Annotated in this window: 14 protein-coding genes; 4 read left to right on the top strand and 10 right to left on the bottom strand. The window is 69.6% G+C overall.

What is annotated here, in order from left to right; all coding sequences use genetic code 11:
* Positions 1 to 18 precede the first annotated feature (18 nt).
* From HOW07_RS11630 to HOW07_RS11620, 3 genes are read right to left on the bottom strand one after another with little or no spacing between them, the layout of a single operon-like run.
* A complete protein-coding gene (locus tag HOW07_RS11630) occupies positions 19 to 876 on the bottom strand; it encodes an amidohydrolase (protein WP_175117100.1) in 858 nt (285 codons plus the stop codon).
* Complete coding sequence (locus HOW07_RS11625; RefSeq protein WP_175117098.1) at positions 876 to 1,829, bottom strand: aldo/keto reductase; 954 nt, start codon at positions 1,827 to 1,829, stop codon at positions 876 to 878. The genes HOW07_RS11630 and HOW07_RS11625 overlap by 1 nt, the downstream gene beginning before the upstream one ends.
* Positions 1,822 to 3,111, bottom strand: coding sequence for an L-fuconate dehydratase (locus HOW07_RS11620; protein WP_175117096.1), 1,290 nt, complete (start codon positions 3,109 to 3,111; stop codon positions 1,822 to 1,824). Before HOW07_RS11620 ends, HOW07_RS11625 begins: the two co-directional genes overlap by 8 nt.
* 180 nt (positions 3,112 to 3,291) lie before the next feature.
* Between HOW07_RS11620 and HOW07_RS11615 the strand changes: the two genes are divergently transcribed.
* Positions 3,292 to 4,194, top strand: a complete 903-nt coding sequence (locus HOW07_RS11615) for a fumarylacetoacetate hydrolase family protein (RefSeq protein WP_175117095.1) — start codon at positions 3,292 to 3,294, stop codon at positions 4,192 to 4,194.
* Positions 4,191 to 4,961, top strand: coding sequence for an SDR family NAD(P)-dependent oxidoreductase (locus tag HOW07_RS11610; protein ID WP_121291498.1), 771 nt, complete (start codon positions 4,191 to 4,193; stop codon positions 4,959 to 4,961). The genes HOW07_RS11615 and HOW07_RS11610 overlap by 4 nt, the downstream gene beginning before the upstream one ends.
* Before the next feature lie 252 nt (positions 4,962 to 5,213).
* Here the strand turns inward: HOW07_RS11610 and HOW07_RS11605 are convergent, their stop codons facing one another.
* The gene (locus tag HOW07_RS11605; RefSeq protein WP_254628280.1) at positions 5,214 to 5,870 is read right to left on the bottom strand and encodes a MarR family winged helix-turn-helix transcriptional regulator; all 657 of its coding nucleotides are present in this window, start codon (positions 5,868 to 5,870) and stop codon (positions 5,214 to 5,216) included.
* Between the two features lie 53 nt (positions 5,871 to 5,923).
* On the opposite strand from HOW07_RS11605, the gene HOW07_RS11600 reads away from it, so the two are divergent.
* Complete coding sequence (locus HOW07_RS11600) at positions 5,924 to 6,685, top strand: hypothetical protein (RefSeq protein WP_175117093.1); 762 nt, start codon at positions 5,924 to 5,926, stop codon at positions 6,683 to 6,685.
* A 294-nt stretch (positions 6,686 to 6,979) separates the two neighbouring features.
* Here the strand turns inward: HOW07_RS11600 and HOW07_RS11595 are convergent, their stop codons facing one another.
* The 6 genes from HOW07_RS11595 to HOW07_RS11570 form a co-directional block, all read right to left on the bottom strand.
* Positions 6,980 to 8,158, bottom strand: a complete 1,179-nt coding sequence (locus HOW07_RS11595; RefSeq protein WP_175117091.1) for a family 1 glycosylhydrolase — start codon at positions 8,156 to 8,158, stop codon at positions 6,980 to 6,982.
* Between the two features lie 122 nt (positions 8,159 to 8,280).
* Positions 8,281 to 10,050 (bottom strand): ABC transporter ATP-binding protein, encoded by a 1,770-nt coding sequence (locus HOW07_RS11590; protein WP_175117089.1) that lies wholly within the window; start codon positions 10,048 to 10,050, stop codon positions 8,281 to 8,283.
* A complete protein-coding gene (locus HOW07_RS11585; protein ID WP_175117087.1) occupies positions 10,047 to 10,967 on the bottom strand; it encodes an ABC transporter permease in 921 nt (306 codons plus the stop codon). Before HOW07_RS11585 ends, HOW07_RS11590 begins: the two co-directional genes overlap by 4 nt.
* Complete coding sequence (locus HOW07_RS11580; RefSeq protein ID WP_079003821.1) at positions 10,964 to 11,935, bottom strand: ABC transporter permease; 972 nt, start codon at positions 11,933 to 11,935, stop codon at positions 10,964 to 10,966. Before HOW07_RS11580 ends, HOW07_RS11585 begins: the two co-directional genes overlap by 4 nt.
* 8 nt (positions 11,936 to 11,943) lie before the next feature.
* A complete protein-coding gene (locus HOW07_RS11575) occupies positions 11,944 to 13,620 on the bottom strand; it encodes an ABC transporter substrate-binding protein (protein ID WP_175117085.1) in 1,677 nt (558 codons plus the stop codon).
* Between the two features lie 188 nt (positions 13,621 to 13,808).
* Positions 13,809 to 14,918 (bottom strand): LacI family DNA-binding transcriptional regulator, encoded by a 1,110-nt coding sequence (locus HOW07_RS11570; RefSeq protein WP_079001239.1) that lies wholly within the window; start codon positions 14,916 to 14,918, stop codon positions 13,809 to 13,811.
* A 205-nt stretch (positions 14,919 to 15,123) separates the two neighbouring features.
* Between HOW07_RS11570 and HOW07_RS11565 the strand changes: the two genes are divergently transcribed.
* The gene (locus HOW07_RS11565; protein WP_175117084.1) at positions 15,124 to 15,924 is read left to right on the top strand and encodes an isocitrate lyase/phosphoenolpyruvate mutase family protein; all 801 of its coding nucleotides are present in this window, start codon (positions 15,124 to 15,126) and stop codon (positions 15,922 to 15,924) included.
* Positions 15,925 to 15,972 lie beyond the last annotated feature (48 nt).

Raw genomic sequence — 15,972 nt, 5'->3', positions numbered from 1 at the left:
TCCGTCTGCCCGATCATGTCAGTCCGTCGTCGCCGACGGCCCGCGGGGGTCGAGCCGGTAGACGCGCGTCGCCGTCCCGCCACGGAGTGCATCGCGTTCCGACGGCGACAACTCGTCGACGAGACCGGACAGCTCATGCCAGACCGCACCGTACCCGCCGCTCGTGACGGTCATCGGCCAGTCACCGCCGAGCATCAACCGCTCGGGCCCGAAGCAGGCGAGCGCGGTGTCCCAGGCCCGACGCACGTCGGCCGCCACGAACGGCCGACCGGCACGGTTGAGGCCGGACACCTTCGCGACCACGTTCGGTGACTCCGCCGCCGCGGCCAGCTCGGTCGCCCAGCGTTCGAAGGCCTCGTCGTCGCGCGGCGGCTTCGCGAGGTGGTCGACGACGAGCGTCAGCCCCTCCTCCAGCCGCGCGAGTCCGGTGGCGTCGCTGAGCAGGCGCGGGAAGGCGTTCGGGAGGTCGAGCGGAAGCCCAAGGTCCGCGAGGACCGCCGCCAACCGGCGGGCGGGGGCGGCCAGGAGCAGGCCGTCCCGGGGATCGTCGTGCAGCAGCTGACGAACGCCGCGGAACCGTGGATGCGCGCCCCAACGGTCGAGCAGGGACTCGGCCCGCTTCGTGTCGTCGATCGGCACCCAGCCGACGACGCCGGCCACCCAGCTGCAGGTGTCCGATGCGCTGAGCATGGACATCGTGTCGAGCTCCGTGTCGTCGGCCTGGACGAGGATCGCCGCATCGACGCCGGCCGCCTGCAGCTCTGCGGCCGCACGCTCCGGCGTGAAGTCCTCGCGAAGCGACTCGTCGGCCGAAGCGAGCCAGTGATACCCGTCGGCGCGATTCCACAGATGGAGGTGCGCGTCGATCGTCCGCATCAGCCGAGCAGCCCTCTGGTGCGCAGCTCCGTCCAGAAGGTCTCGGGGATCGGCGCCTCGAAGCGCTCCACGTTCTGCATGATCTGCTCCGGCCGCGAGGCGCCCACCGCGACCGTCCGCACGGCAGGGTGGCGGAGCGGGAACTGGAGTGCGGCTGCAGGCAGTTCGACGCCGAACCGACGGCAGATCTCGGCGATGTCGACGGCGCGGTCGAAGACCTCCGGCGGGACGGCACCGTACTCGTAGCGGCCATCCGCGTCCGGCACGGCGCGGGCCAGCAGGCCCGAGTTGAACACCGAGGCGGCTACCACCCCGACGCCGTGTTCCAGACAGGCGGGCAGCAGCTCGTCGGCCGCCGGTTGCTCGGCGAGCGTGTACCGTCCGGCGATCATGATGAGGTCGGTCAGGCCCGTGCGCACCGCGGCGAGCAGAGCGGCGACGTCCATCGATCCGATCCCGACCGCCCCGACGAGTCCTTCGTCGCGGAGTGCGGCGAGCGCCGGTATCCCCTCGGAGATCCCGGACTCCGGATCGTTGCGTTCGGGGTCGTGGAGGTAGAGCACGTCGACGTGGTCGAGTCCGAGTCGCTCGAGGGACTCGTCGAGCGAGCGCCGCACGCCGGCCTCGCTCGCATCCCACTCGCGCCGCACGGTCGCCGGGACGACGAAGTCGTTGTCCGTGTCGAGCGCCCCCTCCCCCGCGGGGTTCGGCACGAGGAGACGGCCGACCTTGGTGGACAGGACGTACTCGTCGCGGGGCTTCGTCCGCAGGAAGGCGCCGAGCCGACGCTCGGAGAGACCGAGGCCGTAGTGCGGAGCCGTGTCGTAGAAGCGGACGCCGTGTTCCCAGGCCGCATCGAGGATCGCCCAGGCCTCCTCATCGCTGAGCTCGCGGTAGAGGTTGCCGAGATTGGCGGCGCCGTACGCGAGCCGCGGGACGAGCAGGTCAGGCACCGGCGCCCCGGAAGGTGAACTCGGCGATCGACGTCGCGAGCATCTCCGAACCGCCGCCGGGGGCGAGCGGCGCGCGGTACCGCCCGGCGACGATCTCGACGGGCTCGACGAAGTGCTCGTGCAGGTGGTCGACGAATTCGATCATGCGTCCATCCTCGCTCCCCGACACGGCGATGAAGTCGAACATCGAGAGGTGCTGCACCGCTTCGCACAGCCCGACGCCACCGGCGTGCGGGCAGACCGGGACACCGAACTTCGCGGCCAGGAGCAGGATCGTGATGTTCTCGTTCACGCCGGCGACCCGCGTGGAGTCGATCTGGAGCACCTGGAGGGCGTCGGCCTGCAGGAACTGCTTGAACATGATGCGGTTGGCCATGTGCTCGCCGGTCGCGACCGGGATCGGGGCGACGCCGCGCGCGATCGCCGCGTGGCCGAGGATGTCGTCGGGGCTCGTCGGCTCCTCGATCCAGGCGATGTCGTAGGGGGCAAGTCGGGACATCCAGTCGATCGCCTCCGCGACGTCCCACCGCTGGTTGGCGTCGACGGCGATCCGGATGTCGGGTCCCACCGCGTTCCGGGCGATGGCGAGGCGACGGACGTCGTCTTCCACGTGCCCGCCGACCTTGAGTTTGACCTGCGCGAACCCGTCCGCGACCGCCTCGCGACACAGACGGTCGAGCTTCTCGTCGGAGTAGCCGAGCCACCCGGGCGTGGTCGTGTAGGCGGGGTACCCGGCTGCGAGCAGGGCCTCGATCCTGGCCTCCCGTCCCGGTTCGGCGCGACGGAGGATCGCGAGGGCGTCGTCCGGGGTGAGGACGTCGCTCAGGTAGCGGAAGTCGACGAGCTCGACGAGCTCCTCCGGCGTCATCGTGGCGAGCAGCCGCCAGAGCGGCAGGCCGGCACGTTTGGCCTTGAGGTCCCAGAGCGCGTTGACGACGGCGCCGATCGCCATGTGCATGACGCCCTTCTCGGGACCGAGCCACCGGAGCTGGGAGTCGTAGACGAGTTCACGCCAGAAGGCTCCGAGGGCGTCGAGCACGGGCTCGACCTCGCGACCGAGGAGGTGCTCTCGGAGGGCGTGGATGGCTGCGACCTCGACGTCGTTGCCGCGTCCGATGGTGAAGACGAAGCCGTGGCCCTCGTGGCCGTCGTCCGCGTCCGTCACCAGCCGCAGGTAGGCGGCGGAGTAGTCGGGGTCGGGGTTCATGGCGTCCGAGCCGTCGAGGGTGGTGGAGGTCGGGAACCGGACGTCGTGCGTCTCGAATCCGATGATGGTACTCACGTCGGCATGCTCCTTCGGGCTGGTGCCACTGAGCTTAGACATCCGATGTCTGTGCTGTCAATGCGCTCAGCGTGGACGAAATCACCTGTTGCGACGGCCTGATCGGGCGGTAGAGTTCAGACGTTATCGGCTACGGAGCCGGGTCCGCACGCGGGCACCGGCGGAACCGGAAGGACCAGCATGCGCTTCGCCAGACTCGGCCCCGTGGACGGGGAGACCCCCGTCGTGTTCATGGGCGACACCGCCTACGACCTCCGATCGATCACCCCCGACATCGACGGAGCGTTCCTCACCGGCGGCGGCATCGATCAGGTTCGCGCCGCCCTCGAGTCGGGTGCGCTCCCCGTCCTCGACGGCGCCGACGAGCTCCGGATCGGCGCGCCGATCGCCCGGCCGAGCGCGGTCGTCTGCATCGGGATGAACTACGCGGCGCATGCGGCGGAGTCCGGATCCGCTCCGCCCGAGATCCCGATCATGTTCCTGAAGACGCCCAACACGGTCGTCGGCCCGAACGACGACGTCCGCATCCCGCGAGGCAGCACGAAGACCGACTGGGAGGTCGAGCTGGGCGTCGTCATCGGCGAGCGCACCTCCTACCTCGACAGCCCCGAGGACGCTCTCGGCCGCATCGCCGGCTTCGTCACCGCGAACGACGTGTCGGAGCGCGACTTCCAGATGGCGGCGAGCGGCGGGCAGTGGTCGAAGGGCAAGTGCGCTCCGGGCTTCAACCCGACCGGCCCGTGGCTCGTGACGCCGGACGAGGTCGACGCCGGTGCCCTGCGACTCCGCAGCTGGGTCAACGGCGAACCGCGTCAGGACTCGAGCACGGCCGACCTCATCTTCGACGTCGCCACGGTCATCTGGCACCTGAGCCAATACCTGCAGCTCGAAGCCGGCGACCTCGTCCTGACCGGCACACCCGAGGGCGTCGCGCTCTCCGGCCGGTTCCCCTACCTCGCACCGGGCGATGTCTGCGAGGTCGAGATCGAGGGCCTCGGCCGCCAGCGACAGCGGTTCGTCGACCCGGTCCCTGGAATCGCGCCGTCGGCCAAGCCGGCCGAGGCACTCGGAGCCCGCGCATGAGCGCCGGGGAGACCGGCGAGTTCGACGGACTCGTCGCGATCGTCACCGGCGGCGCTTCGGGGATCGGCGCCGCCATCGTCGAACGCCTCGCCGCCGACGGTGCGAGCGTCGCGATCCTCGACCTGAACCCGTCGACCGAGGAAGACTCCGCCACCCGCCTGTCGGTGCGCGCGAACGTCGCCGACGACGCCTCCGTCCGTGCCGCGATCGACGCCGTCGTCGCACGGTTCGGCCGCCTCGACATCGTCGTGAACAACGCCGGCATCGGTGCGCAGGGCACCGTCGAGTCGAACGACGACGACGAGTGGCACCGCGTCTTCGACATCAACGTCGTCGGCATGGCTCGCGTGACGCGCGCGGCCCTCCCACACCTGCGCGAGTCGCCGTCGGCGGCGATCGTGAACACCGCGTCGATCGCCGCGACGGCGGGACTCCCCCAGCGCGCGCTCTACACGGCGACGAAGGGGGCCGTGCTGTCCTTGACGCGCGCGATGGCCGCCGACCACCTGCGCGAAGGCGTCCGGGTCAACTGTGTGAACCCGGGCACGGCCGACACCCCGTGGGTGGGCCGACTGCTCGACAGCGCGCCAGACCCGGCCGCCGAGCGTGCCGCGCTCGAGGCACGCCAGCCGCATGGCCGACTCGTCGCCGCGACCGAGGTCGCCGGCGCCGTCGCCTACCTGGCGAGCCCGCGATCAGGCTCGACGACCGGCACCTCGATCGCCGTCGACGGCGGGATGCAGGAGCTCCGTCTCCGCCCCGAGTAGCGAGGGCGGGGTCCCGATGCCGCCTCCCGGTTCACAACTCAGGAGCGCCCCGGCGGTTCTGCCCCGAGACCGCCGTCCCCAAGGTCGACACGCCTGACTCCTCCTGAATTGCGAACCGCGTGGACCGGACGGGTCCGATTGTGCAGAACTCAGGCGCACGCCGGCGCGTCCGGCCACCGAGGGGATGATCCAGCTCGACTCACCGGGACGCTCCTGAATTGCGAACCCGGAGTCGAGGATCAGGCGGACGAGCTACCGGTCGGTGTCGGGGCGCGGCCACGCGGCGACGAAGCGCTCGAGGAAGGCGGCGAACTGCGCCGCCTCCTCGGGCGTGAACCCAGAGAGCGCGGTCGTGACCGCGTCGCGTCGACCCCGGCGCGCCTCCTGCAGGACCGAGCGGCCGGCGGCGCTCAGCTGCACCACACTGCGTCGACCGTCGTTCGGGTCGACCGCGCGAGCGACCTCGCCGCACTTCGTCGCTTCGGCCACGAGCCGACTCGCCCGCGGCTGGTCGACGCCGATCGACTCCGCGAGCGCACTGATCCCCATGCCACCGGCCGCGTCGTCACGAGCGAGCGCGTCCAGCATCCGGAACCGAGCCGCCTGGGCGATCGCCTGCTCGCGCGGGTGACGGGCACCACCGCCAGGACCCCAGGGCCCGCCGAAGCCGGGCCCGAAGCCCGGACCGCGCCCACGTCCGCGTTCGTCCTCAGCGCCGCCGTCGGCGGCGTGCCGATGACCGTCCCCGTGCTCATCGTGGTGGTGATGACCGGGCCCTCCGCGCCCACCGCGTCCGCCGAAGCGACGGCCTGACTGGTCCCGTCGGATCTGGACGAGGGCCCGCTCGATCATCTCCACCGGGTCGGTTGCTGTGGGTTCGCTGGGCTGCGCTTGACGATCATCGGACATACATGTCATTATACATTTACATGTAACAGAGCATGCAAATAAGGAGACCACCCATGAACACCCACACGACTTCCCCAGAGCAGTCCACCAGCCCGTCCGCCGAGCGCCCGCTCGGCTTCTGGCTCCGCACCGTCGACCACGCGGTCAAGCACTCGATGCACGAGGTGCTCGCTGAGGACGGCCTCGGCCGCCGCAGCTGGCGCACCCTCGAGCTCATCGCCTCCGGCGCCTCGAGCGTCGAGGAGATCGACGCCGCGCTCCCGCCACACCGCCGCGGACCGCGCGGTCCCGAACGGTTCGGCCGCCGCAGCGGGTTCGGCCCCGGTCACGGCTTCGGTCACCCCGAGCGCACCGCCGAGACGACCGCGGACACCGTGTCCGCCGAGCGTCCGGGCGGCCACGAGCACGGCCACCCCGCTCGCGATCGGGCCTTCGGGCGCGGCCACGAGTCCGGCCACGGCTTCGGTCGTGATCACCGACCCGGCGGCGCACCGTTCGGTCCTGGCCACGGCCACCACCGCGGTCCTCGTCGCTCGACCGCGGACTTCGTCATGGACTTCGCCGCTCGCGGCTGGGTCATCGTCGACGCCGACGGCATCACCCTGACCGACACCGGTCGCGAGGCGCACGACGCGCTCCGCACCAAGGTCGACGCGGTCCGCCAGACCGTCGCCGACGCCGTCTCACCCGAGGACCTCACGACGACGCTCGCCAGCCTCGAGAGCATCGCCCGAGCCTTCGGCCGGGACGAGCACACGGCGCACGAGCACGGCCCGCGTGGTCGCTTCGGTCGCGGCCCTCGCAGCGAGCGCTGACCGGCCGCCGGCATCTTCCGCCCATGCGGACCCCAGCCGACCACCATGCACAGAGCCCCGGGCAGCAATCGCCACCCGGGGCTCTCTCCGTTCGACCAACCGTCCCGTTCTCAGGACTCCGTCGCGTGTCGCCACCCACACGAGCCCGACACACCGGACATCTCCTGAGTCGGGGACGAACGGACCACACCCGACCCCTGCGCCCCTCTCTCAGGACTCCGTCGCGTGTCGCCCTCCCGCGACACCCGACACGCCGGACATCTCCTGAGTTGGGGACGGCACCGGGGGCTTCAACTACTCCGTGAGGCCGTTCGCCTTCGCGACATTCCCGAGCCACGCGAGGCTCGGCTTCGGCGTGCGTACGAAGGTCTCGCGGTCGACGGCGATGAGGCCGAAGGTCGGCCGGAAGCCGCTCGCCCACTCGTAGTTGTCGAGCGCGCTCCAGTGGAGGTACCCCTCGAGCTGGATCCCGTCCTGGATGCAGGCGTGCAGCTCGCGCAGGGCGCCGTCCGTGTAGTCGATCCGACGCGTGTCGTCCGAGGTCGCGATGCCGTTCTCGGTGATCATGATCGGCACCCCGCCCGACAGCTCCCAGGCGCTCCGCACACCCTCGGCTGCAGCCGGCGGGTAGAACTCCCAACCGGTGAGCGTCGTCTCGACGCCGTCCTCGACGGGCAGCGGACCCTTCGGCCCGATGAACGTGCGTGTGTACGCCTGGACACCGAGGAAGTCATCGCCGGCGGACTGCTCGAGGTACCAGTCGTCACGCGGGTAGCCGTACTCGCGCAGCATGTCGTCGGAGCCGGGCTCACCGTTCGACCGGAACGCCTGCGTCGCGATGGTCCAGCCCGATTTCAGGCCGGACACCTGCGAGAGCACCTCGCGCGAACGCTTGTGGGACTCGAGGAGCGCGTCGGCCACGAAGAGGTCCGGGTTCGGCAGGCCGTACGCGACGAGGTTGGCCGCGTCCTCACCACCGGCGAGCATCGCGGCGATGTTCGGCTCGTTGATGGTGCAGACGTGTTCGACGCCCTCGCCGACGATCGGCAGGGTGAGCTCGGTGTACCGCGCGAAGAGGTCGGCGGCGTCCTTCGCCCGCCAGAACCCGTCGCGCTCGAACCAGCGCGGCACCGTGAAGTGCATGAGCGTGACGACCGGGTTGAGTCCCAGCTCGTGCGCGGTGTCGACCATGCGACGGTAGTGGTCGACCTCGGCACGCGAGACGATGCCGCGCTCGGGCTCGATCCGCGCCCACTCGATGCTGAACCGGTAGGTGTTGAGCCCGGCGTCGGCGAGCAGCTGCATGTCCTCGCGGTAGCGGTGGTAGCTGTCCATCGCGTCACCCGAGGGCTCGACGATATTCGTCTCGGCTTCGTGCTCGTGCACCCACCAGTTGCTGTTGATGTTGTTGCCCTCGATCTGGTGGGCAGCGGTGGCGGCACCCCAGAGGAAGCCGTCGGGGAAGGTCAGCACGGGTGTTGCTCCTGTTTCATGTTGGGGTGTGGCCCTTCGACAAGCTCAGGGACCGGGCGGGTTGGGCTCAGGGACCGGGAGGGTTGGGCTCAGGGACCGGGGAGAACGCGGAAGGGTCCGCGTCAGCGCTTGGCGCGGGCCGGGTTGGGGACGGCGTCGAGCAGCTGGATCGTGTACGGATCCTGCGGGTGCTGCAGGACATGCGCGGTCTCGCCACGTTCGACGACACGACCCTGGTTGAGGACCATGATGTTGTCGGTCACGAGTCGCGCCGACAGCAGGTCGTGCGTGATGTACAGCATCGAGACGCCCCACTGCTCACGCAGGTCCTCGAGCAGCGCGAGCACACCGGCACGCAGCGACACGTCGAGCATCGACACGGGCTCGTCGGCGATGAGCACCTGCGGGTCGCTCGCGAGCGCCCGGGCGATCACGACGCGCTGCCGCTGTCCACCGGAGAGCTGGTGGGGCAGCTTCGCCGCGAACTGCTCGACGGGCGAGAGGCCCACCGTTTCGAGGAGTTCGAGCACGCGCTTGCGCACCGCGTCACCCTTCAGCCCGGTGAAGTTCACCACCGGACGGGTGAGGGTGTACTCGACCGTGTGCAGCGGGTTGAGCGCCGCATACGGGTCCTGGAAGATCATCTGCACGTTCTTGTGCAGGTTCCGGATGCCCTTGCGGTTCAGCTGGGCGACGTCGAGCTCGCCGAAGCGGACCGCACCGGACGTCGGCTTCTCGATGCCCGTGATGAGCTTCGCGATGGTCGACTTGCCGGAGCCCGACGCCCCGACGAGCGCGAGCGACTGACCGGGTTCGAGCGTGAACGACACGTCGTCGACGGCCGTCACCGCGGACTCACCGCGACGCGGCGGCGGGTAGACCTTCGAGACGGCGTCGACGATGACCGCCGACTCCGCCGAGCGACCGGCACGCGACGACGCCTTCCCCGACTCGGAGCTCGCGCTCGTCGCAGTCGGGACGCTCGTGGTCGTGCCGGAGACGGGAGCCGTCCCGCGGTTCGCCCGCGACGGGAAACCGGGCAGCTCGACGACCGCGGCGCGCGGGTCGGCGTAGTGGCTGAGCAGCATCCGCGTGTACGGGTCCTGTGGACGCTCGAGGATGTCGCGGCTCGGTGCGTCCTCGACGATGCGGCCCTCGTGCATGACGAGCACGCGCTGCGTCGCCTCGAGCACGACGCCGAGGTCGTGGCTGATGAGGATGGCGGTGAACCCCTCGGCCTGCTGCAGCTCGGTGATCGTGTCCATGATCGCGTGCTGCACGAGGACGTCGAGCGCGGTGGTTGGCTCGTCGAACACCATGAGGCGGGGCTCGAGCGACAGGGCCAGCGCGATGGACACGCGCTGGCGCATACCGCCGGACAGCTCACCGGGGAAGCGGGCGAGCACCTGCGGCGTCAGCCCGACCTTGCCGACCAGCTCGGCCATCCGGGCGTCCCAGCGGTCGCGGGAGACGTGCCCGTGCGCCTTGAAGATGTCGACGAAGTGGTTGCGGATCGTGCGGACCGGGTTGAGCGCGTTCATGCCCGACTGCAGCACCATGGCGAACCCGCCCTGCCGCTGCTCACGGAGCGCCTCGTCGCCGAGCTCGCGGATGTCCTTGCCGCCGAAGAGGATCTGCCCGCCGTTGATGCGGGCCGGCGGCTTCTGCAAGCGGGTGGCCGCGAAGCCGAGCGTCGACTTCCCGGAGCCGGACTCGCCGACGAGCCCGATGAACTCACCGGCACCGACGGAGAACGACACGTGGTCGACCGCCTGTACCGGCGCGGCGCCGACGGACTCGTAGACGACGGACAGGTCGCGGACCTCGAGGAGCGCTCCGGTCCCGGCTGCCGGCGCGGATGCGCTCTCGGCCTGGAGGTTGACGGCGTTCATCGTGACTTCCCTTCACGGAGGCGCGGGTTGCTGATCGCGTCGACACCGAAGTTGATGAGGGTGAGGCTCATCGCGAGGAGCGCGATGCAGAGACCGGGGGCGAAGAGGAGGATCCACTGACCGGTGAGCAGGGCGTTGGAGTTCTGCGCCCAGTAGAGGATGGTGCCCCAGCTGACGATCGACGAGTCGCCCAGGCCGAGGAACTCGAGGCCGGCCTCCGCGAGGATCGCGCTCGTCGCGGCACCGAAGAAGCCGCCGGCGATGAGGGACGTCATGTTCGGGAGGATCTCGTTGAACACGATGCGGAACGGTCGGTCGCCGGAGAATCGGGCCGCGGTCACGAAGTCACGCGAACGCAGCGACTGCGTCTGGCTGCGGAGCACGCGGGCACCCCACGCCCACCCGGTGATCACGATGACCGCGACGATCATCACGAGCCCTCCGTTCTGGAGGTACGCGGCGATGACGATCATGAGCGGCAGGCCGGGCACCACGAGGAACAGGTTGACGATGAAGTTCACGACCTCGGCGCCGAAGCCCTTGATGTAGCCCCAACTGAGGCCGATCAGCACGGCGACGATCGTCGACAGGATGCCGGCGATGAAACCGACCGTGACGCTGATCTGCGAACCGTAGATGAGCTGGCTGAGGACGTCCTCGCCCGCCGCCGTCGTCCCGAACCAGTGCTCGGGGCTCGAGTCGGCGTTCCGGGGGAACCCGTCCTGGCTCGCGCCGTAGGGTGCGAGCACCGGGGCGAAGATCGCGACGAGGATGAAGAACGCGAGGATGATGAGTCCGAGGCGGGACTTCCAGTTGGCCCAGAGCGTCGCCGCCGATCGACCGATGAAGGCGAACTTCCGCGGCGGACGCACGGCCTTGTCGGACTGCAGTGTCTTGACGTGCTGTGTGGTGGTCATCGGCGGGTCCTTGGGTCGAGTACGCCGTACAGGATGTCGACGAGGAAGTTGGCGACGAGCACGCTCACCGTGATGAGCAGGAAGAGCGCCTGCATGAGCGGGTAGTCCTGTCCGATCACCGCGTTGAACAGGAGGAAGCCGATGCCCGGGTAGCCGAAGACCTGCTCCACGAGGATCGAGCCGCCGACCACACCGCCGAGCGCGAGCCCGAAGCCGGTGAGGTTCGGGAGGATCGCGTTGCGGGCCGCGTACTTGATGGCGACCGTGCGACCACGGAGGCCGTTGGCCTCGGCGAAGGTCACGTAGTCGTCACCGAGGGTGTTGATCATCGCGTTGCGCATGCCGATGATCCAGCCTCCGAGGCTCGTCACGAGGATCGTCAGCGCCGGCAGCACCGCGTGGTACGCGACGTCGACGATGAAGTCCCAGGTGAAGGCGGGCGTCGCCGTCGGCCCGAAGGCACCCGAGGTCGGGAACCAGTGGAGGACGTAGCCGGCGAAGAACAGCAGGAGCAGCGCGGTCCAGAAGTACGGGAACGTGCTGGCGAAGGTGCCGCTCAGCGTCGGCAGCGCGTCGAGCCAGGTGTTCCGCCGCCAGGCCGCGAGTACGCCGATGAGCGTGCCGAGGATGAAGGCGACGATCGTCACGATCCCGAGCAGGATGATCGTGTACGGGAACGCCTGCCAGATGAGCTCGCCGACCGACTGCGGGAAGAAGGTGTACGACACCCCGAAGTCGAGCGTGACGACCTGGTGGAGGTACGTGACGTACTGCTCCCAGAGGTTACCGCCGGGGACACCGAGTTGGGCCTCGATCGCCGCACGCGTGGCCGCGGAGACCGGACCGTTCTGGGCGAGCTTCGCGATCGCGGCGTCCGTCGGTGAGCCGGGCATGAGCCGCGGCAGGAGGAAGTTCAGCGTGACCGCCGCCCACAGGGTGAGGACGAAGAGGCCGAGTTTGCGCACCATGTACACGGTCACTCACCGTCCTTCCGGAGCTTGAGGTGCGTGAACACGAGGAGCGGGGTCTGGTCGTAGGTCTGGAGCGGTGCGTACGGATTGTCCGCATCGGGCCAGCCGGTGAACTTCTTGTCGTTGTAGAGACCCCAGAGTCCGCCGTAGTACATGCCGATGACCGGGAAGTCGCTGTAGACGATCTGCTGCATCTGGTGACTCAGCCCGAGACGGGTCGCCTCGTCGGTGGTCTCCTTGTACTGGGCGAGCAGCTGGTCCATCTGCGGGTTGCGGTAGCGACCGAAGTTGCTGGACGTCGTCTCGCCGATGGGCTTCGCGAACTCGCTGTTGAAGCTGTTGTTGAACCCCTGGAACATGATGCCGTTGCCCATTCCGCCCATCGCGACCTGGAAGTCACCGCTCTGGATGGCCTGCTGGTACCCCGGCGGCTGCGGCTGCTTGATCTGCACGTCGATGCCGAGGGCGCCGAGCTCCTTGCGCACCTCCTGGACCGCGCGGAGCCAGTCCGCGTAGCCGTTGGCGGTCGTGATCGAGAAGCTGAACTGCTTGCCCGCCGCGTCGACGAGCTTGCCACCCTGCTGGGTGTACCCGGCGGCCGCGAAGGCCTCGAGGGCGCCGGCGGTGTCCTGCGTGATCATGCCCTGGTTCGGCAGGGTCGGGTCGAGTTCGTCCTCCTGGTTGGGGAGCATGAGGCTCGACTGGCCGGCGGCACCGAGGTAGCCCTCGGTCGCCGCATCGGCGATCTTGTCGCGGTCGAGCGCCAGGGCGATGCCGCGACGGACGTCGACGTTGTCGAAGGGGGCGACGTCCATGTTGGGCACGAGCCCGATCACGCCTCCCGGCGGGAACCAGAACTTGTTGTGGTCGTTGGCCGCACCCCAGGTGCCTTCGACGTTCGACAGGAACGAGTACGCCCAGTCGAAGCCCTTCGTGACGATGTCGAGTTCACCGGTGGCCGCGGGGATCACGAGGTGGTTGACCTCGATCTTGTCGGCCTGCCAGTACGTCTCGTTCTTGTCCATCGTGTACTGCTGCGAGGTGTAGTTGCCGAGGACGTACGGACCGGTACCGACCGGGTTCGGGTTCCGCCAGGTGTCGGGGCTCTTGACGTCCTTCCAGATGTGCTCCGGGACGATGAGCGTCTGCGAGACGATGTCGGCCGCGGGAGCGTCGTCGTCGAGCAGGTGCATGATGACGTGCTGGCCCTTCACCTCGATCGTGTCGATGTGCTGCCAGGCGCCCTTCTGATCGAGCGTCGGGTACTGCTTGATGAGGTCGAAGGTGAACTTGACGTCCTCAGGGGTGAAGGCCTCACCGTCGGACCAGGTGGCGCCGTCGCGGATCGTGTAGTCGATCGTGCGGGCGTCCGGGAGGTCGACCTTCTCGGCGAGCCACGGCGTCTCCTTGCCGTCGAGCACGTTGATGATCACGAGCGGCTCGTAGATGTAGCTCGAGGCCGAGCGCTTGTTCACGAGGTAGGGGTTGAAGTTCCGCTCGAGCATCGGGGTGCCCTTGTCGGAGGCCAGCAGCATCGTGTCGGCGGGGATCGAGGGATCCGGCTCGCTCTTGATCTGGATGCTGCAGCCGGAGACGAGCAGGGCCGCCGCGGCGATCATCGCCGCCGCTCCGAGTCGTCTGCGCCTGCGGACCTTGGTCCGCTCGTGCGTCGTGTGCGTCATCGCCACCGTCCTTGCTGAAGTCTGTACCGGTTGAGTGTAAGCGCATACATTGCCCGACGCAACCCGTGTCGGACATCCGCTCCTGTTCGCAATCCAGGAGAGCCTCGGCGTGGCGGCCTCGCGACGGACGGACGCGTCCGCGGCACGCCGCGGGCTTCCTGAATGGTGAATGCGAGGGGAGGCGATGATCAGGACGTGATCGACTCGGAGCTCTCGCGGAGGACGACCTCGACGGGGAGTCGGACGGACATCGCGGGCAGCTTCGGCTCGGCGAGGCGACGGGCGAGCGCCTGCACGGAGACCCGGCCGAGCGTCTCCATCGGCTGCCGGACCGTCGTGAGCCGCGGAGCGGACAGGCGGCCGGCGTCGATGCCGTCGAAGCCGGTGACGATGAGCTCGTCCGGGACCGCGACCCCGGCGATCCTGGCGGCGTCGATCACGCCGAGCGCCATCTGGTCGTTGGCGCATACGACGGCCCGCGGCAGTCCGTCTCGTCGGAACAGCTCCCGACCGACCCGTCGCCCACCCTCCCGCGTGAAGTCGCCGCGGAGGGTCGGCTCCTCCGGCGCCTCGAGCGACCGGTCCGCGAGGGCCGCGCGGAACCCGCTCCAGCGCTCGGCATCATCGGGCGAGCCGAGGCTTCCGGCCACGTATTCGAGCTCTCGGGCACCGAGGTCGTCGATGAGGTGCGCCGTGAGCGTGCGCATCCCCTCGGCGTTGCTCACGGAGACGTGGTCGAGGTCGTCGCCGCGCCGGGGCCCCGCCATCACGACGATCGGGACGTGCCGCGACAGGCGCGCGAGCTCCTCCTCGCTGGCGCTCCCGGCCAGCACCATGAGGCCGTCCACCCGACCCGCCATGTCGCGCACGGTCTGCGTCGCCGTGGACCCGCGTCCGACGCCGACGAGCAGCGCGAACCCGCTCCGCCAGGACTCCAGCTCGCAGCCGCGCAGCACCTCGTCGAAGTAGAGGTTGAGCGTCCGTGTGTCGGTCCGCTCCGGGATGTCGCGGACGATGCGCGCTCCCCCGGCAGCCGCCTCGTCGCCCTCGAGGGCGATGTCCCCGAGGTCGTCCATCGCGTCGAGCCCCTGGAAGAACAGGCCGATGACGCCGGTGCGGCGCGCGGCGAGCCCTCGTGCGGCTCCACTCGGGACGTACCCGAGTTCACCGACCGAGGCGAGCACGCGGTCTCGGGTGGCCGGTTTCACGTCGTCGGGGCGGCTGAGCACCCGCGAGACCGTGGCGATGGAGACGCCGGCGTGGTGCGCGACGTCGTAGACCGTCGGCGGTTTCGTCATGGGAGCGCCTTCCTTCGGCCACCAATGATACGCACGGCATCCTGCCCGCCCGGTTCACCGGCGGCGTGGGATGACGCACGAAGCGCCCACGTCTTGCGTCACGGGAGCGCCCCACAGGAGCCGGCAACCGCATCGAACCCGAACGTTCCCTGAATTCTCGACGCTTGTCGGCTGGGCGGCCGACGTCCGCTGGCAGACTGCGGACATGACTGATCAGCATGCCAAAGCCGTCCTCCTCAACTCCCTCCACGAGCCGGGTTCCCCGCTCATCGTCACCAACGTCTGGGACGCCATCACCGCGAAGGTCGTCTCCGAGGCCCCCGGCGTCGTCGCCCTCGCTTCGGCGAGCCACTCGGTGTCGAACGTCCGTGGGCTCGAAGACGGCGGTGGCCTCGACGTCGACGAGGCGATCGCCGCCGCGAAGATCATCGTGGGCGCCGTCGACCTGCCGGTGACGATCGACTTCGAGAAGGGCTACGCGTCCGACGCGGCCGGTGTTCGCGAGAACGTCCGCCGCCTCATCGTCGAGTCGGGTGCCGTCGGCATCAACCTCGAGGACTCCGTCGGTGCCGCGAAGGCCCCGCAGTTCCCGATCGAGGAGGCCGCGGCACGCGTCGCCGCCGCTCGCGCCGGAGCCGAGGACGCCGGCATCCCGCTCGTCATCAACGCCCGGGTCGACACCCTCGCCGGTGCCCCTGAGGCGTGGGACGAGGCCGTCGCTCGCGCCAACGCCTACCTCGAGGCCGGTGCGGACGTCGTCTTCTTCCTCGGACTCGGTACGGAGGAACTCGTCGCCAAGGCCATCGAGCAGGTGCACGGACGCATCTCCGTCATCGGCTACCCCGGCGCAGTGCCACTCAAGCGCCTCGCCGAACTCGGCGTCTCGCGCGTCAGCTTCGGCCCCGGCACCCTCGGCCTGACCCTCGCCGCCCTCCAGCGCGCTGCGACCGGCCTCACCGAGCTCGGCGAGTACCCCGAGGACCTCGGCTTCTCCTTCGAGCTCTGATCCTCGACTGACGACCCGTTCTCAGGAGAACCCGGGCGTGGCGCGGTG

This window comes from Plantibacter sp. MCCC 1A11337 (assembly GCF_013349365.1).
GTDB classification, from domain to species: domain Bacteria; phylum Actinomycetota; class Actinomycetes; order Actinomycetales; family Microbacteriaceae; genus Plantibacter; species Plantibacter flavus_A.
Note: the sequence above shows the minus strand (reverse complement) of the source record. Positions and strands in the feature narration are given on the sequence as shown.

Bases quoted from the DNA above. Each gene is read 5' to 3' on its own strand.
- HOW07_RS11630 (WP_175117100.1), bottom strand. From the start codon at position 876: ATGCGGACGATCGACGCGCACCTCCATCTGTGGAATCGCGCCGACGGG.
- HOW07_RS11615 (WP_175117095.1), top strand. From the start codon at position 3,292: ATGCGCTTCGCCAGACTCGGCCCCGTGGACGGGGAGACCCCCGTCGTG.
- HOW07_RS11610 (WP_121291498.1), top strand. From the start codon at position 4,191: ATGAGCGCCGGGGAGACCGGCGAGTTCGACGGACTCGTCGCGATCGTC.
- HOW07_RS11605 (WP_254628280.1), bottom strand. From the start codon at position 5,870: ATGTCCGATGATCGTCAAGCGCAGCCCAGCGAACCCACAGCAACCGAC.
- HOW07_RS11600 (WP_175117093.1), top strand. From the start codon at position 5,924: ATGAACACCCACACGACTTCCCCAGAGCAGTCCACCAGCCCGTCCGCC.
- HOW07_RS11590 (WP_175117089.1), bottom strand. From the start codon at position 10,050: ATGAACGCCGTCAACCTCCAGGCCGAGAGCGCATCCGCGCCGGCAGCC.
- HOW07_RS11585 (WP_175117087.1), bottom strand. From the start codon at position 10,967: ATGACCACCACACAGCACGTCAAGACACTGCAGTCCGACAAGGCCGTG.
- HOW07_RS11580 (WP_079003821.1), bottom strand. From the start codon at position 11,935: ATGGTGCGCAAACTCGGCCTCTTCGTCCTCACCCTGTGGGCGGCGGTC.
- HOW07_RS11575 (WP_175117085.1), bottom strand. From the start codon at position 13,620: ATGACGCACACGACGCACGAGCGGACCAAGGTCCGCAGGCGCAGACGA.
- HOW07_RS11570 (WP_079001239.1), bottom strand. From the start codon at position 14,918: ATGACGAAACCGCCGACGGTCTACGACGTCGCGCACCACGCCGGCGTC.
- HOW07_RS11565 (WP_175117084.1), top strand. From the start codon at position 15,124: ATGACTGATCAGCATGCCAAAGCCGTCCTCCTCAACTCCCTCCACGAG.